Origin of the sequence: Ruegeria intermedia (assembly GCF_900129345.1) — a bacterium.
Lineage (GTDB): Bacteria > Pseudomonadota > Alphaproteobacteria > Rhodobacterales > Rhodobacteraceae > Ruegeria > Ruegeria intermedia.
The window spans coordinates 173682-188303 of record NZ_FQVK01000001.1 but is presented as its reverse complement, the minus strand read 5'-3'; the positions used below and the strand labels follow the sequence as shown (position 1 = coordinate 188303).

Annotated in this window: 17 protein-coding genes and 1 riboswitch; of the genes, 12 read left to right on the top strand and 5 right to left on the bottom strand. The window is 65.2% G+C overall.

All coding sequences use genetic code 11. The features are described from left to right. Nucleotides 1-3: 3 nt before the first annotated feature. Nucleotides 4-564, bottom strand: a complete 561-nt coding sequence (gene petA / locus F3H26_RS00865; RefSeq protein WP_149774173.1) for a ubiquinol-cytochrome c reductase iron-sulfur subunit — start codon at nt 562-564, stop codon at nt 4-6. A 473-nt stretch (nt 565-1037) separates the two neighbouring features. Between petA and F3H26_RS00860 the strand changes: the two genes are divergently transcribed. Beyond that, entirely contained in the window at nt 1038-1481 is a 444-nt protein-coding gene (locus F3H26_RS00860) for a c-type cytochrome (protein WP_149774172.1), read from the top strand. A 17-nt stretch (nt 1482-1498) separates the two neighbouring features. Here F3H26_RS00860 and F3H26_RS00855 read toward each other — a convergent pair whose 3' ends face one another. Further along, nucleotides 1499-2113 (bottom strand): FMN-binding negative transcriptional regulator, encoded by a 615-nt coding sequence (locus tag F3H26_RS00855; protein ID WP_149774171.1) that lies wholly within the window; start codon nt 2111-2113, stop codon nt 1499-1501. 54 nt (nt 2114-2167) lie between these two features. After that, a riboswitch (FMN riboswitch) is annotated at nt 2168-2322 on the top strand. A 117-nt stretch (nt 2323-2439) separates the two neighbouring features. On the opposite strand from F3H26_RS00855, the gene F3H26_RS00850 reads away from it, so the two are divergent. The 5 genes from F3H26_RS00850 (at nt 2440) to cobO (ending at nt 6357) form a co-directional block, all read left to right on the top strand. Next, nucleotides 2440-2880 (top strand): 6,7-dimethyl-8-ribityllumazine synthase, encoded by a 441-nt coding sequence (locus F3H26_RS00850; RefSeq protein ID WP_093964022.1) that lies wholly within the window; start codon nt 2440-2442, stop codon nt 2878-2880. Nucleotides 2881-2974: 94 nt separating this feature from the next. Then, complete coding sequence (gene aroC, locus F3H26_RS00845) at nt 2975-4075, top strand: chorismate synthase (protein ID WP_149774170.1); 1101 nt, start codon at nt 2975-2977, stop codon at nt 4073-4075. Beyond that, nucleotides 4059-4733, top strand: coding sequence for an HD domain-containing protein (locus F3H26_RS00840; protein ID WP_149774169.1), 675 nt, complete (start codon nt 4059-4061; stop codon nt 4731-4733). The genes aroC and F3H26_RS00840 overlap by 17 nt, the downstream gene beginning before the upstream one ends. A gap of 32 nt (nt 4734-4765) precedes the next feature. Next, nucleotides 4766-5701 (top strand): DMT family transporter, encoded by a 936-nt coding sequence (locus F3H26_RS00835; RefSeq protein ID WP_149774168.1) that lies wholly within the window; start codon nt 4766-4768, stop codon nt 5699-5701. Nucleotides 5702-5757: 56 nt separating this feature from the next. After that, complete coding sequence (gene cobO, locus F3H26_RS00830) at nt 5758-6357, top strand: cob(I)yrinic acid a,c-diamide adenosyltransferase (RefSeq protein WP_149774167.1); 600 nt, start codon at nt 5758-5760, stop codon at nt 6355-6357. A gap of 397 nt (nt 6358-6754) precedes the next feature. Here cobO and F3H26_RS00825 read toward each other — a convergent pair whose 3' ends face one another. The 3 genes from F3H26_RS00825 to F3H26_RS00815 form a co-directional block, all read right to left on the bottom strand. Next, entirely contained in the window at nt 6755-7120 is a 366-nt protein-coding gene (locus tag F3H26_RS00825) for a hypothetical protein (protein ID WP_149774166.1), read from the bottom strand. 109 nt (nt 7121-7229) lie between these two features. Then, nucleotides 7230-8180, bottom strand: coding sequence for an AraC family transcriptional regulator (locus tag F3H26_RS00820; protein ID WP_149774165.1), 951 nt, complete (start codon nt 8178-8180; stop codon nt 7230-7232). A 108-nt stretch (nt 8181-8288) separates the two neighbouring features. Then, on the bottom strand, nt 8289-9155 hold the full coding sequence (locus tag F3H26_RS00815; protein ID WP_149774164.1) for a branched-chain amino acid aminotransferase: 867 nt from the start codon (nt 9153-9155) through the stop codon (nt 8289-8291). A 158-nt stretch (nt 9156-9313) separates the two neighbouring features. Between F3H26_RS00815 and F3H26_RS00810 the strand changes: the two genes are divergently transcribed. The 6 genes from F3H26_RS00810 (at nt 9314) to dxs (ending at nt 14570) form a co-directional block, all read left to right on the top strand. Further along, nucleotides 9314-9826, top strand: coding sequence for a MarR family winged helix-turn-helix transcriptional regulator (locus F3H26_RS00810; protein ID WP_149774163.1), 513 nt, complete (start codon nt 9314-9316; stop codon nt 9824-9826). Beyond that, nucleotides 9823-10524, top strand: coding sequence for a response regulator (locus F3H26_RS00805; protein ID WP_149774162.1), 702 nt, complete (start codon nt 9823-9825; stop codon nt 10522-10524). Before F3H26_RS00810 ends, F3H26_RS00805 begins: the two co-directional genes overlap by 4 nt. A 70-nt stretch (nt 10525-10594) precedes the next feature. Continuing rightward, nucleotides 10595-11521 carry a histone deacetylase family protein gene (locus F3H26_RS00800; protein ID WP_149774161.1) on the top strand — a complete coding sequence of 309 codons (927 nt, stop codon included), beginning with the start codon at nt 10595-10597 and terminating at the stop codon, nt 11519-11521. Beyond that, the gene (locus tag F3H26_RS00795) at nt 11518-11760 is read left to right on the top strand and encodes an exodeoxyribonuclease VII small subunit (RefSeq protein WP_005979588.1); all 243 of its coding nucleotides are present in this window, start codon (nt 11518-11520) and stop codon (nt 11758-11760) included. Before F3H26_RS00800 ends, F3H26_RS00795 begins: the two co-directional genes overlap by 4 nt. Then, on the top strand, nt 11760-12626 hold the full coding sequence (locus F3H26_RS00790; protein WP_149774160.1) for a polyprenyl synthetase family protein: 867 nt from the start codon (nt 11760-11762) through the stop codon (nt 12624-12626). Before F3H26_RS00795 ends, F3H26_RS00790 begins: the two co-directional genes overlap by 1 nt. A gap of 15 nt (nt 12627-12641) precedes the next feature. After that, a complete protein-coding gene (gene dxs, locus F3H26_RS00785; protein WP_149774159.1) occupies nt 12642-14570 on the top strand; it encodes a 1-deoxy-D-xylulose-5-phosphate synthase in 1929 nt (642 codons plus the stop codon). The last annotated feature ends 52 nt before the right edge of the window (nt 14571-14622 follow it).

Here is a 14622-nt window from a genome sequence, read left to right as displayed (position 1 = left end):
TCCTTAACCCAGCTTGATGGTGGTTTCGTCGAGGAACTCGGCGACCGGAACCGGCAGGTTCTCGGGGGCCGGGCCCTTGCGGATGCGGCCCGCGGTGTCATAGTGCGATCCGTGGCAGGGGCAGAACCAGCCATGGAAGTCGCCTGCACCGTCACCCAGCGGCACGCAGCCCAGATGGGTGCATACGCCCATCATCACCAGCCATTCGCCGGCTTCGTCCAGGGTGCGGTTCTCGTCGGTGGCCGGCAGGCCCGGCTTGTTGGCGTTGCGGTCGATCGGGTCCGGCAGCTCGTCCAGCGACACTTCGCGTGCCATCTGGATCTCTTCTTCGGTGCGGCGGCGGATGAACACCGGCTTGCCCAGCCATTTGACGGTGATCTGGGTGCCGACCTCGACACCGCTGACATCCACGCGGATCGAGGACAGCGCCTGAACGTCCGCCGAGGGATTCATTTGGTTGATCAGGGGCCATACGGCGGCACCCGTCGCAACGACACCTGCGCCGCCGGCGGCGTAGTAGAGGAAATCTCTGCGGGTGCCTTCGTGGTCTTCTGCGTGGGACACGAGGTTTTCTCCGATTCCAGCGCCCGGCTTTCGGGCAAACATGCATCAGCACCGCATCAAAGCGGCGTCTCATCGCGGGTATCTAGCCGGGAGAAAACGGTTCGTCCAGCGGTCATAGGCGCGCACTACGCCGCATCTGGGCATTCATGTCACAATGCGGGGGTCATTTTTCAAGAACTTTCCCTCGAAACGGCGAAAATCCCCGGGTGAACGCGCGAATCACGCGGCAGGTGAATCCCGGGGCGTCGTCGCTCGGGCCTGGCGGTGATCCCAGCGCGCGAACAAGGAGCGCCGGGCACCACCGCGCGGACCGGCAGGCCCCCGACCATCCGGGGCCATGGCCGACGGAAAATCCGCCAAACATTTATTTTCAAGTCATTTTTTCGACAACCATGGCGTGCATTTTCGGGTTGCGGACCAGTCAGATTTGACGCAAGTCGGCGCGCGCGCGAACGCAGTGATCGAGGAGTCCCATGACATCATTCAGAACCGCCGTGCTGCTGGCCACGGTCGTCGTCGCCCATCAAGCCTGGGCCGAAGGCGACCCCGCGCGCGGAGAGAAACTCTACAACCGCTGCTCGTCCTGCCACGCCATCATCAAGGATGGCGAGGTTTTGGTCAAAGGCGGCATCACCGGCCCGAATCTCTATGGTGTGGTCGGCAGGACCGCCGGAACCGAAAACGATTACCTGAACGGCAGTGAACGGCTGCCCATCGGCATGTTCACCGATGACATGATCCGCGCCGGTGAAAACGGCCTGGTCTGGACGCAAGAGAACATCGCCGCCTACGCCCGCGATCCGATCGGGTTCATCCAGGACTTCCTGAACGACGACACCGCCCGCCCGAACATGAGCGTCAAGCTGAAGAAAGGTGCCGAGGACATCGCCGCCTATCTGGCCACGTTCACCGACTGAACCCAACCCGGCACCGGTCAACTGTCCCGCATCAGGGCGGCCAGTTGACCAAGCTCGGTGCCGATCCCGGCCTGTTCGACATGCCCGGCCGCGGCCAGCCGCGCCGCCTCGGGCTTGTTCTGGTTCAGTTTCCAAGTGCCGTCGATCTGGGTGATCTGCATCCGGCAGGGCACGATCATGCGCATCATGCGCTCCAGCGCCGCCGGGTCCATCTTGTCGGCGCGCCAGGGCGGCTTGGGTTGCAGCCGCTGTTCGAAAAACGCCGATTGCCGGTCCAGAAGATCGCGCAACCGGTCGGGGGGCTGCAATTCCAGCCGGCCGGTCAGGTGGACCGCCACATAGTTCCATGTGGGGACCTGATCCGCGACCCCGTACCAATCGGGCGAAACATAGCCGTCGGGCCCCTGAACCGCGATCCGCGCCTCCTGCGGGTTGGCCAGCGCCCGCACGATCGGGTTAGACCGCACCAGATGCAGCTCGGCCACCGCGCCGTCCTTTGACAGCAGAAAGGGCACATGGCTGATCAATGGCGGGCCGTCGACCGACAGCGCCAGCACGCCGAACCCTCGGCCACGGGCAAACTCCACATGACGGGCGCGGTCCTCGGCGCGAAAGGCTGGGTTGGGGTGCATGGCCGTCCTCCTGCAGACAGGTCTTGCAGATCGCGCGCACGCTTGGCAAGGTCGCGCCGTTCTCAGGGCGGGGCGAAATTCCCCACCGGCGGTATGCGGGCCCCGGCCCGTCAGCCCGCGAGCGGCTCTGTCATCCAACCGACAGAGTGTCAGCAGATCTGGTGAGAGGCCAGGGCCGACGGTTACAGTCCGGATGAAAGAGAACGAGCAGCGCGCCCCGCCAAGGGCGCGTCTGTCCGTGATCGCCTTGGGTGACGTGTCATGCCACGCTGGCCGCGAAACCGTTCGCACCCGCCAGCAGGCCACCAAGCTGAAAGGAGATCACGATGACACACACCCGCTATGCTTTCGTCAAAGCCAATTGGCATGCCGATATCGTCGACCGCGCGCTGGACGGTTTTCTGGAGCTGATCCCCGCCGATCAGGTCGATGTGTTCGACGTGCCGGGCGCGTTCGAGATGCCCCTGCTGGCCCGCGACCTGGCCCAAACGGGCCGCTATGCCGCCGTGGCCTGCGCGGCCTTTGTGGTCGATGGCGGCATCTACCGGCACGATTTCGTCGCGCAGGCCGTGGTTGACGGGCTGATGCGCGCGGGGCTGGAAACCGGCGTGCCGGTCCTGTCGGTGTCGCTGACGCCGCACCAATACCAGGAAACCGACCATCACACCGCCATCTACCGCGCGCATTTCGTGGAAAAGGGGCGCGAGGCGGCCCGGGCGGCGCTGAAAATCGTCGAAACCCGCGCCGCACTGACCCGTGCGGCCTAGGCACACCGGGTTGGGGCAGCGATGCCCCAACCGCAAATCCGCTTGAGGCGGCAGGCTCTCGCCGTTAATCACGACCCTCAAAGGAGCACGCCCCATGTCGATGAACAGCTTTGGACACCTTTTCCGCGTCACCACCTGGGGTGAAAGCCACGGCCCCGCACTGGGCGCCACGGTGGATGGCTGCCCGCCCGGCGTCCCGATCGACGAGGGCATGATCCAGCACTGGCTGGACAAGCGCAAACCGGGGCAGAACAAGTTCACCACCCAGCGACGCGAGCCCGATCAGGTGAAAATCCTGTCGGGCGTGTTCGAGGGCCAGACAACCGGCACGCCCGTCCAGCTGATGATCGAGAATACCGATCAACGCTCGAAGGATTACGGGGACATCATCGACAAGTTCCGCCCCGGCCATGCTGACATCACCTATTGGCAGAAATACGGCATCCGCGACTATCGCGGCGGCGGGCGCAGCTCGGCCCGGGAAACGGCGGCGCGGGTGGCTGCGGGCGGGCTGGCGCGCGAGGCGATCAAACAGTTCGCGCCCAATGTCCAGATCACCGGCTACATGACCCAGATCGGCCCGCACCGGATCGACCGGGCCAACTTTGACTGGGCGCAGATCGAACAGAACCCGTTCTGGACCCCGGATGCACAAGCCGCCGAGGACTGGGCGGCCTATCTCGATGACCTGCGCAAATCCGGCAACTCGGTCGGCGCGGTGGTCGAAGTGGTGGCGCGTGGCGTTCCCGCGGGCCTGGGCGCGCCGGTCTATGGCAAGCTCGACACCGATCTGGCAGCGGCGATGATGTCGATCAACGCCGTCAAAGGCGTCGAGATCGGCGAAGGCATGGCCGCCGCCGAGCTTACCGGAGAGGCCAATGCCGACGAAATCTTCATGGGTCAGGACGGCCCGCAATACAGCTCGAACCACGCGGGCGGCATCCTGGGCGGCATCTCGACCGGGCAGGACATCGTGGTGCGTTTCGCGGTCAAGCCCACCTCGTCGATCCTGACCACCCGCAAGACCATCACCAAATCGGGCGAAGAGACCGAGATCATCACCAAGGGGCGCCACGACCCCTGCGTCGGCATCCGCGCCGTGCCGGTGGGCGAGGCGATGATGGCCTGCGTGATCCTGGACCACCTGCTGCTGCATCGCGGCCAGATCGGTGAGAACCGTGGACGGATTGGCTGAGCTGCGCGACCGCCTGCGCGCGGTCGTCGCGCAGCGGATGATCACCGACCCGGCCCATGACCTGGCCCATCTGGACCGTGTCTGGGTCAATGCCCGCGCCATCGCCGACGCGCAGACCGACAGGACCGTGCTGCTGGCGGCCTGCTATCTGCACGATCTGGTCAACCTGCCCAAGAACGACCCCGACCGACACCTGGCCTCGCGCCGGTCGGCCGAGGAGTCCGAGCCTGTTCTGCGGGAACTGGGCCTGAGCGATGCCCAGATCGCCGCCACCCGCCACGCAATCGAGGCGCACAGTTTTTCCGCCAACATCCCGCCCGAGACGCCCGAGGCGCGCATCCTGCGCGATGCCGACCGGCTGGATGCGCTGGGCGCCATCGGGATCGCACGGAATTTCTCGGTGTCCGGCGCTTTGGGGCGGACGCTCTATGATCCGGCCGATCCGTTCGCATCGCACCGGCCGCTGGACGATCTGCACTATTCCATCGACCATTGGAAGGTGAAGCTGCTGGCCCTGCCCGACGACATGCTGACCCAGGCCGGACGGCAGATCGCGCAGCAACGGGTCCGGCGCATGATCCGGTTTCTGACCGAATTCGCCGAAGAGATCGGCAGCCCCCTGCCCGACAGCTGGACACGCCCCAATCCGACCCGTTGATCTTTGCCGCGCAAAGGCGCAGGGTCGCGCCGATGGCCCAATCCCTGACCTCTCATCGCCCCGTGCTGGCCGTGACGCTGAAACTCAGCGCGCTGTTCCTGTTCACGGCGATGTCGGCGCTGGTCAAGGCGCTGTCGGCCGATTTCCCGCCGGGCCAGATGGTGTTTTTCCGTTCGCTTTTCGCGGTGCCGGTGATCGTGGCCTGGCTGATCTCGCGCGGGGAACTGGCGCAGGGCTTCGTCGTCAGGAAACCCATGGGCCATTTCTGGCGCGGAGTGCTGGGCACCACCGCCATGGGCCTGACCTTCACCGGGCTCAGCCTGCTGCCCCTGCCCGAGGTCACGGCGATCGGCTATGCCACCCCGATCTTCACCCTGATTCTTGCGGCGCTGCTGCTGGGCGAGCGCATCCGCCTGATCCGCATCGGCGCGGTGGCGATCGGGCTGCTGGGTGTGCTGATCATGATCTGGCCCCGGCTGGGCTCGGCCGATCTGGGCACCGGCGCCACGATCGGCGCGCTGTGCGTGCTGGGCGCGACCGTGGCCCGTGGCTTTGTACAGATCCACATCCGGCAACTGGTGCAGGTCGATCACCCCGCCGCGATCGTCTTCTATTTCTCGATGACCGCCACGCTGCTGTCAGCGCTGACCGTGTTCTGGGGCTGGACCATGCCGACCCTGAACCAGCTGCTGATCCTGATCACGATGGGGTTGATCGGCGGCGTTGCGCAGATTCTGGTGACCTCGTCCTACCGGTTCGGGCAGGCCTCGATGCTGGCGCCCTATGACTATACGTCGATGCTGTTTGCGATCTTCATCGGCTATGTCTGGTTCGACGAGCTGCCGACCCTGGCGATCCTGCTGGGGGCGGCGCTGGTGATCGCCGGCAATGCGGTGGTGATCTGGCGCGAACACCAGCTGGGTCTGGAACGCGGCAAGGCGCGGTCGCTGACCGATCACAAACCCTGACTTTACCTTTCGCGCCCATCGCCTAGGGTGGCGCGGACAATCAACGAGGTTTTGCCATGAGCGACGCACGGGACCACAAACAGAAGATGCAACAGGTGCAGGCCCAGCACCGCAAGAAAGTGTCCGAGGCCGTGGATCCCGGCCGCGGGCTGGTGCTGATCAACACCGGCAAGGGCAAGGGCAAATCCTCGGCCGCGTTCGGCGTGGTGATCCGCGCATTGGGCTGGGGCCACAAGGTCGCCGTGGTGCAGTTCATCAAGGGCAAATGGAAGACCGGCGAGCGGCGGTTCTTCGAAGAGCGCGATCTGGTCACCTGGCACACGATGGGCGAAGGCTTCACCTGGGACACCCAGGACCGCGAGCGCGACATCGCCGCCGCCACCGCCGCCTTCGACAAGGCGCGCGACCTGATGTCCAGCGGCGACTATGACCTTGTGGTGCTGGACGAGATCAACATCGCCCTACGCTATGAATATCTGTCGGTGGACGCGGTGATCGAGGGGCTGAAGGCCCGCTCGGACCGGACCAGCGTGTTCCTGACCGGCCGCGACGCGCCGCAGGCGCTGCGCGACTATGCCGATCTGGTCACCGAAATGACCGAGGAGAAGCACCCGTTCCAGGCCGGCATCAAGGCCCAGCGCGGCGTCGATTTCTGATCGGTCAACGCGGGACGGCACCACTTGCCGGTGCCGCCGGCGTGCTCTGTGGGACAGTGGCGATCCGGGCGTCCGCGACCCCGGCCGCCCGGTCACAGCGTCCGTCCTGGCATTTGCAGTCCAGGTAGGCCACCAGGTCGCCATCGGCGCAGCACCCGCTGCCAAGGGGCAGGTCTGAACTGGACAGAAGTTCAAGTATCGGGTCGCGCATCGCGGAGCCTTTCCGAGATCGTTTCCGAGACGGTGGCGCGCCCTCGCGGGTGTACGGCTTGGCGTGCAGGCCGTCTCGGAATCAAAGGCTTGATACCGGGGTATCTGGCGTTGGGCTAAAACTGACAGTTTCTGTCGGACTTTTCAAGACCAAAATTCGCCCCGGCCAAATGGCCGGAGCAAGGGGTCAGGCGGTGGCTGTCTGGTCAGGCGCGCTGAGCGAGATTACGGCCACCACAGCGGCGCCATTCAGCCAGTAGTAGACCGCATCCAGACCGGTGAAGCCGAACAGGCTGGGCGCGAACAGGAAGGTGAGCCCCACCAGCAGATCGACGGCCAGGTGAAACCTGTAGGGCAGCACGCGCCAGACGCCCAGGTGATGATCCGTCAGCACCGTCAGCACGAAAGCCGCCACGCCGGTGGCCACCGACAGCCACAGCGCAATCGGGTTCGACGCGCCCAGTCCCAGAAGAAATGGCAACCCCATCAGGGCCAGGGCAACCGGGTAGTCCAGATAGGCATGAATGGTGCGGGTAACGAAACGCAGAGACATGAAGTTTCCTTTCCTTGATTGACGATGGATCAAGGATATGTTCGCCAGCCCGAACGCAGCAGCCCAGATCGTTTGAAATATCTTGCAGATCGTCCGCCAGTTCGCCGGATCAGTGCATCGCCCTGTAGGCGGCCGGAGACAGACCGATCTGCTTCTTGAAAACCCGCGAAAACGCCGCCTCGGAGGCATAACCGACCTGAGCCGCCGCGTCGGCCACGTTCCAGCGGCTTTCGATCAGTCCGTGGCAGGCGATCTGCATACGCCAGTCGGTCAGGTATTGCATGGGCGTGGCGCCCATCTTCTGGGTGAACAGCTGCGCGAAGGTCGTGCGCGACATGCCGGCTTCACGCGCCAGCGATGCCACGCTCCACTCGCGGGCCGGGTCGCGGTGGAAGGCGCCCAGCGCGCGCGAGATACGTGGATCGGCGAAGCCCGACAGGGCCGCATCGGTGGGGCTTTGATGTTTCAGATAGGCGCGGATCGCCTGGGCGAACAGAACCTCGGACAGTTTCAGCGCGATCAGGTCCCCGCCGATCCGGGCGCCCGCAACCTCGGATTCGATCATCCGCAGCGTCGCCTCGATCCAGGCCCCGGCGGATTCGCCGTAATTCTCGATCAGGATATAGGGCGGCAGACGGTCGATCAGCATATGCCCGGTGCCGCGCCGCCCGGCCGGACCGGCAAACGAGAAATGCCCGCAGATCAGTTGCGTGTCGCGGTCCTGCTCGGCTCCGCCATAGACCAGCACACCGTCACCTTTGTAGCCGGCCCGGTCCAGGACCTGCTCCAGCGGCAGAGCATCCACGGGCCGGACCTCGTTGCACAGCAGCGCATGCGCGGCTCCGTGCGGGATCAGGATCAGATCCCCCTGCCGCAACCGCAGGGTCTCGCCGGTGGTGGACACATGCACCTTCAGCTCTCCGCGCTGGACGAAGTGAAACCGGGCGACGTTTTCGAATGCAGGCACCTGCACGCCGAAGGGCGGCGTGAACGAGGTGCGGAAATACAGGGTACCCCGCAGGGACAGGCGCGTCAGGATATCGCTGAGCAGGTCCAACATGCGCCAAGGATACGGATTCGCACCCGACCGTCCAGCGCAGCGGACGATCTGCAACAAACCCCGGACGGGCGGCAAGGCCGGTCGGCCACCGCCCGCGCGGATGTCGGATCAGCTGCGGACCAGCTGTTCGTAATCGTTGGCGATCTCGCGGGTCAGGTCGCCGACCTCGAAAGTATACTCTCCGATCTGGCCCACCGGCGTAACCTCGGCCGCGGTGCCGGTCAGCCAGCACTGTTCGAAATCGGCCATCTCCTCGGGCAGGATGTAGCGTTCGTGGACGGTGATGCCTTTGTCTTTCAGCATCTGGATCACCGTCTGGCGGGTGATCCCGTTCAGGAAGCAGTCGGCCAGCGGCGTATGCACCTCGCCATCCTTGACGAAGAACACGTTGGCACCGGTCGCCTCGGCCACATAACCGCGGTAATCCATGAACAAGGCATCCGAACAGCCCTTGGCCTCGGCCTTGTGCTTGGAGATGGTGCAGATCATGTACAGCCCCGCCGCCTTGGCATGGACCGGGATGGTTTCCGGGCTGGGCCGTTTCCATTCAGCGATGTCCAGCTTGGCGCCCTGCATCTTGGCGTCACCGTAATAGGCGCCCCAGGGCCAGACCGCGATGGCCATGCGCACCGGGTTGCGCGCCGAGGCCACGCCCATGTCCTCGCCCGAGCCGCGCCAGACCAGCGCGCGCACATATGCGTCCTTGAGGCCGCTTTTTTCCAGCGTTTCGGCCTTGGCGGCCTCGATCTGATCGACCGTGTAGGGCATCGGCATGTCCAGCGCCTCGGCCGATTTGATCAACCGCTCGGAATGTTCGCGGCTTTTGAAGATCTTGCCGTTGTAGGCGCGCTCGCCTTCGAAGACCGAGCTGGCATAGTGCATCGCATGGGTCAGGACATGCACCTTGGCATCGCGCCAGGGCACAAATTCGCCATCCATCCAGATGACACCGTCACGATCGTCATATCCCGCCATCCGAAACCTCCTGACCCGGGCCACATTTCCGATTGTTGCGTCAATTAGGTCCGACCCGGACACAAAATTGCGCAAAAACTGCGATTCGATACCTGTCCGCCCTTGGAATGTCAATAACGCTGACTTAAAGTCGGGGCGTGTAACGAATGAGGCCCGATATGTCCGAGATCCGCCCCGCCCCGGTCTTTGGCGGAGAAAGCCTGTTGTTTCTGACGGACGAACAGCTTCGGCAGGGGATCGAGGCGATGTTCTTCGCCTATCGCGGCTTTACCGCCGACCCCGACCGCATACTGAGCGAAATGGCCTATGGCCGGGCGCATCACCGAGCGATCCATTTCATCAACCGCGCGCCTGGCACCACGGTGAACAACCTGCTGGCGATCCTGGGGGTGACCAAGCAGTCGCTGAACCGGGTGCTGCGCACGCTGATCGACGACGGCCTGGTCGAGAGCCGGGTCGGCACCGTCGACAAGCGCGAACGCCACCTGTACCTGACCGAAAAGGGCAAGGCGCTGGAAGCGCAGCTGTCGGACGCCCAGCGCGCCCGGATGCGCGCGGCCTACAAGGATGCCGGCCCCGAGGCGGTTGCCGGATTCCGCAAAGTTCTTGAAGCGATGATGGATGCTGATATGCGTCGGGCCTATGTGAAACTGCGGGATTCAACTTCATGAGCGATGTGGACGCCCACCTTCTGATCGTCGATGACGATGAACGTATCCGCGATCTGCTCAAGAAATTCTTGATGCGCAGCGGATTTCTGGTGACGGCGGCGCGTGATGCCGCCCATGCGCGGCGGGTCCTGTCAGGGCTGGATTTCGACCTGATCGTGATGGACGTGATGATGCCGGGCGAGGATGGCGTCAGCCTGACCCGGGCCCTGCGCGAGACGCATGACACGCCGATCCTGCTGCTGACGGCACGCGGCGAGACCGAGCACCGGATCGCCGGGTTGGAAGCCGGGGCCGATGATTACCTGGCCAAACCGTTCGAGCCCAAGGAACTGTTGCTGCGGATCAACGCGATCCTGCGGCGGATGCCGGAAACCACCGCGCAGAACACCGCCACCAAGATCCTGCATCTGGGGCCGATCCGCTATGACATCGAACGCGGCGAGATGTGGCAGGGCGAAGAGCCGGTGCGGCTGACCGCCACCGAAAGCCAGCTGATGAAGATCTTCTCGGCACAGCCGGGCGAGCCGATCAGCCGGTCGAAGCTGGTCGAGGAACTGGGGCGCGACAAGGGGCAGGCGCAGGAACGTGCGGTGGACGTGCAGATCACGCGCCTGCGCCGCAAGATCGAGCAGGACCCCAAGCAGCCGCGCTATCTGCAGACGGTTCGGGGCGCGGGCTATATGCTGGCGCCGGATTGATTTTGCCGCTGCGCGGCGTTTTCTTGCCTTCGGCGAGGATATTTTTGGCCAGATGAAGTGGGGGAGTTTCATGAAGACTGCTGTTTTGACGCATGCCGACTGTCTGGGTCATGTCACCCCCGAAGGGCACCCCGAGCGGGTGGCCCGGCTGGAACATATCCTGCATGCGCTGGAGCCGCTGGACCTGCAGCGGGTGACCGCGCCGCTGGCGGCGGATGATGATCTGCTGCGCATCCATCCCGAGAGATACATCCGCGAAATCCGTGACAGCCGCCCCACCGAGGGATTTCGCCAAATCGACGGGGATACGTTCATGTCACCCGGCTCGGTCGATGCGGCCTATCGGGCGGCGGGGGCCGTGGTGCGGGCGGTGGACATGGTGCTGGGCGGTGAGGCGCCGAATGCGTTTTGCGCCATTCGGCCGCCCGGCCATCACGCCGAACGGGAAACCGCCATGGGGTTCTGCCTGTTCGGAAATGCCGCTCTGGCGGCGAAACATGCGCTGGATCATCACGGGCTGGATCGGATCGCGGTGGTGGATTTCGACGTGCATCACGGCAATGGCACGCAGGATCTGCTTTGGGACGAGGCCCGCGCGCTGGTGATCACCAGCCAGCAGATGCCGCTGTGGCCGGGTTCGGGACGGCCGGATGAAACCGGGGCGCATGACACCATCTTGAACATCCCGCTGGCCCCCGGCACCGGCGGGGCCGAGATGCGCGCGGCCTACGAGGCGCAGGCCTTTCCCCGGCTGCGCGCGTTCAAGCCCGAGCTGATCATCATCTCGGCCGGATTCGACGCCCATCAGGACGATCCGCTGGCCAATCTGAACTGGTCCACCGACGATTTCGCCTGGATCACCGCGCAGCTGTGCCGGATCGCCGATGAATTATGTGGGGGCCGTATCGTCTCGACTTTGGAAGGCGGGTATGATCTGAACGCACTGGCCGAGGCCACACGCGCCCATGTTGAAGAACTGATGAAGGCAGCCCGATGACCGAGACCCCCGTTGAACAGATGACATTCGAACAGGCGATGAAAGAGCTGGAGGCCGTGGTCGGCCAGCTGGAGCGCGGCGACGTGGCGCTGGACCAGTCGATCGCCCTGTACGAGCGCGGCGCCAAGCTGAAGAAACGCTGCGAGGACGAGCTGAAGCGCGCCGAGGAGAAAGTGGCCGCCATCACGCTGGATGCCGATGGTCAGCCCACCGGGACGACCCCTGTCGAAGGTCTGTAATGTTTTCCGAAAGGCTGGTGCAGGATGCGGCGCTGATCCAGGCGCAGTTCGATCTGGTTCTTGGCGCGCTGGACGATGTCGATGTCACCCACGCGATGGCCTATGCCACGCAGGGCGGCAAGCGGCTGCGCGGATTCCTGGTGCTGGAAAGCGCCCGGCTGCACGGAATGGACGAGACCTGCGCGATCTGGCCCGCGACCGGGATCGAGGCGCTGCACGCCTACAGCCTGGTGCATGACGATCTGCCCTGCATGGACAATGATGACCTGCGGCGCGGTCGTCCGACCGTGCACAAGCAATGGAACGACGGCATCGCGGTTCTGGCTGGCGACGCTTTGCAGGCGCTGGCGTTCGAGCTGTGCGCCCGCCCCGAAGTGGGGCCGGCCGAGATCCGTGCCGACCTGGCCCTGACGCTGGCGCAGGCGGCGGGCGCGCGCGGCATGGTGCTGGGGCAGGCGCTGGACATTGCGGCCGAGACGGCGCAGCAACCGCTCTCGCTGGAGGACATCACCCGGCTTCAGGCCGGCAAGACCGGGGCCTTGATCGAATGGTCCGGCTGTGCCGGAGCCCGGCTGGCCGGCGAAAACCCCGAACGCATGCGTCAGTATTCCCGGGCGCTGGGTCTTGCTTTCCAGATCGCCGACGACATCTTGGATGTCGAGGGCGATGCCCAAAAGGCGGGAAAGCGCCTGCAAAAGGATGCCGAGGCGGGCAAGGCAACTTTCGTTTCGCTGCTGGGTCTGGATGCGGCGAAGGCGCGCGCGGCTGAGCTGGTCGATGAAGCCTGCGCCGCGCTCGACAGTTACGGAGAGCGGGCCGAAACCTTGAAGGAAGCCGCCCGCTTCGTTATTGCGCGTGAAAGCTGAACCGTAAGGGATGCCATGTCAGACCGTCCGAACACCCCGCTTCTGGACCTTGTGAACCGCCCGGCGGATCTCAAGCAGTTTTCGGACGCGCAGCTGCATCAGCTGGCACACGAGTTGCGGGCCGAGACGATCTCGGCCGTATCGGTGACCGGCGGGCATCTGGGCGCGGGGCTGGGCGTGGTCGAGTTGACCGTGGCCCTGCACGCGGTGTTCGACACGCCGCGCGACAAGATCATCTGGGATGTCGGGCACCAGTGCTACCCCCACAAGATCCTGACCGAGCGGCGCGACCGCATCCGCACCCTGCGCCAGAAGGGCGGCCTCAGCGGGTTCACCAAACGCAGCGAAAGCCCCTATGACCCGTTCGGCGCGGCGCACAGTTCAACCTCGATCAGCGCGGCGCTGGGCTTTGCCGTGGCGCGCGACCTGGGCGGGGTCACGCCCGAGGGGCTGGGCGACGCGATCGCGGTGATCGGCGACGGGTCGATGTCGGCCGGGATGGCCTTCGAGGCGATGAACAACGCCGGCCACCTGAAAAAACGCCTGATCGTGATCCTGAACGACAACGAGATGAGCATCGCCCCGCCCGTGGGTGCGCTGTCGAACTATCTTTCGCGCATCTATGCCGAAGAGCCGTTCCACGATCTGAAGGCCGCCGCCAAGGGGGCGGTGTCGCTGCTGCCCGAACCGTTCCGCGAAGGCGCCAAGCGCGCCAAGGAGATGCTCAAGGGCATGGCCGTGGGCGGCACGCTGTTCGAAGAGCTGGGATTCTCCTATGTCGGCCCGATCGACGGGCATGACCTGGACCAATTGCTGCCGGTGCTGCGCACGGTCAAGGCGCGGGCGACCGGGCCGATCCTGATCCACGCGCTGACCAAAAAGGGCAAGGGCTATGCCCCGGCCGAGCAGGCCCGCGACAAGGGCCATGCCACCGCCAAGTTCGACGTGGTCACCGGCAAGCAGCAGAAGGCGCCGTCGAACGCGCCGTCCTACACCTCGGTCTTCGGCAAGACCCTGGTGGACGAGGCCAGCCGCGACGACAAGATCGTGGCGGTGACCGCGGCGATGCCCGACGGCACCGGGCTGAACCTGTTCGCCGAACGCTACCCGTCGCGCTGTTTCGACGTGGCGATTGCCGAGCAGCACGGGGTCACCTTCTCGGCCGCGCTGGCGGCGGGGGGGATGAAGCCGTTCTGCGCGATGTATTCCACGTTTTTGCAGCGCGGCTATGACCAGGTGGTGCACGACGTGGCGATCCAGCGCCTGCCGGTGCGCTTTGCCATCGACCGCGCGGGGCTGGTGGGCGCCGATGGCGCGACCCATGCCGGGTCGTTCGACATCGCCTACCTGTCCAACCTGCCGGGCATGGTGGTGATGGCCGCCGCCGACGAGGCCGAGCTGGTGCACATGGTCGCCACCGCCGCCGCGCACAACGACGGACCGATCGCGTTCCGCTATCCGCGGGGCGAGGGCGTGGGCGTCGATCTGCCCGAACGCGGGCGGGTTCTGGAAATCGGCAAGGGTCGCCTGATCCAGTCGGGGGCGCGGGTGGCGATCCTGTCCTTCGGCACGCGCTTGGCCGAGGTACAGAAGGCCGCCGAATCTCTGGCCGCCCGCGGCATCACGCCGACCATCGCCGACGCCCGGTTCGCCAAGCCGCTGGACCGCGACCTGATCCTGGACCTGGCCGCCAACCACGAAGCGCTGATCACCATCGAGGAAGGCGCCATCGGCGGGTTCGGCAGCCACGTGGCGCAGCTGCTGGCGGATGAGGGCGTGTTCGACCGCGGCCTGAAATACCGCTCGATGGTATTGCCGGACATTTTCATCGACCAGGCCAGCCCCGCCGACATGTACGCGGTCGCGGGCATGAACGCCGAGCATATCGAGGCCAAAGTTCTCTCGGTGCTGGGTGTGGCGTCGATCGGCGAACGACGCGCCTGAATCCCGGCGTCTTTCATCAAGGGGCCGATTGCGCCACGCCACCGACCCAAGG

What these genes read in the sequence shown, in the direction of transcription:
- dxs (WP_149774159.1), top strand. Translation starts at nt 12,642, where the DNA reads ATGTCAGACCGTCCGAACACCCCGCTTCTGGACCTTGTGAACCGCCCG.
- F3H26_RS00815 (WP_149774164.1), bottom strand. Translation starts at nt 9,155, where the DNA reads ATGGCGGGATATGACGATCGTGACGGTGTCATCTGGATGGATGGCGAA.
- aroC (WP_149774170.1), top strand. Translation starts at nt 2,975, where the DNA reads ATGTCGATGAACAGCTTTGGACACCTTTTCCGCGTCACCACCTGGGGT.
- F3H26_RS00855 (WP_149774171.1), bottom strand. Translation starts at nt 2,113, where the DNA reads ATGCACCCCAACCCAGCCTTTCGCGCCGAGGACCGCGCCCGTCATGTG.
- F3H26_RS00795 (WP_005979588.1), top strand. Translation starts at nt 11,518, where the DNA reads ATGACCGAGACCCCCGTTGAACAGATGACATTCGAACAGGCGATGAAA.
- F3H26_RS00825 (WP_149774166.1), bottom strand. Translation starts at nt 7,120, where the DNA reads ATGTCTCTGCGTTTCGTTACCCGCACCATTCATGCCTATCTGGACTAC.
- F3H26_RS00800 (WP_149774161.1), top strand. Translation starts at nt 10,595, where the DNA reads ATGAAGACTGCTGTTTTGACGCATGCCGACTGTCTGGGTCATGTCACC.
- F3H26_RS00820 (WP_149774165.1), bottom strand. Translation starts at nt 8,180, where the DNA reads ATGTTGGACCTGCTCAGCGATATCCTGACGCGCCTGTCCCTGCGGGGT.
- F3H26_RS00790 (WP_149774160.1), top strand. Translation starts at nt 11,760, where the DNA reads ATGTTTTCCGAAAGGCTGGTGCAGGATGCGGCGCTGATCCAGGCGCAG.
- F3H26_RS00850 (WP_093964022.1), top strand. Translation starts at nt 2,440, where the DNA reads ATGACACACACCCGCTATGCTTTCGTCAAAGCCAATTGGCATGCCGAT.
- F3H26_RS00810 (WP_149774163.1), top strand. Translation starts at nt 9,314, where the DNA reads ATGTCCGAGATCCGCCCCGCCCCGGTCTTTGGCGGAGAAAGCCTGTTG.
- cobO (WP_149774167.1), top strand. Translation starts at nt 5,758, where the DNA reads ATGAGCGACGCACGGGACCACAAACAGAAGATGCAACAGGTGCAGGCC.
- F3H26_RS00805 (WP_149774162.1), top strand. Translation starts at nt 9,823, where the DNA reads ATGAGCGATGTGGACGCCCACCTTCTGATCGTCGATGACGATGAACGT.
- F3H26_RS00860 (WP_149774172.1), top strand. Translation starts at nt 1,038, where the DNA reads ATGACATCATTCAGAACCGCCGTGCTGCTGGCCACGGTCGTCGTCGCC.
- F3H26_RS00835 (WP_149774168.1), top strand. Translation starts at nt 4,766, where the DNA reads ATGGCCCAATCCCTGACCTCTCATCGCCCCGTGCTGGCCGTGACGCTG.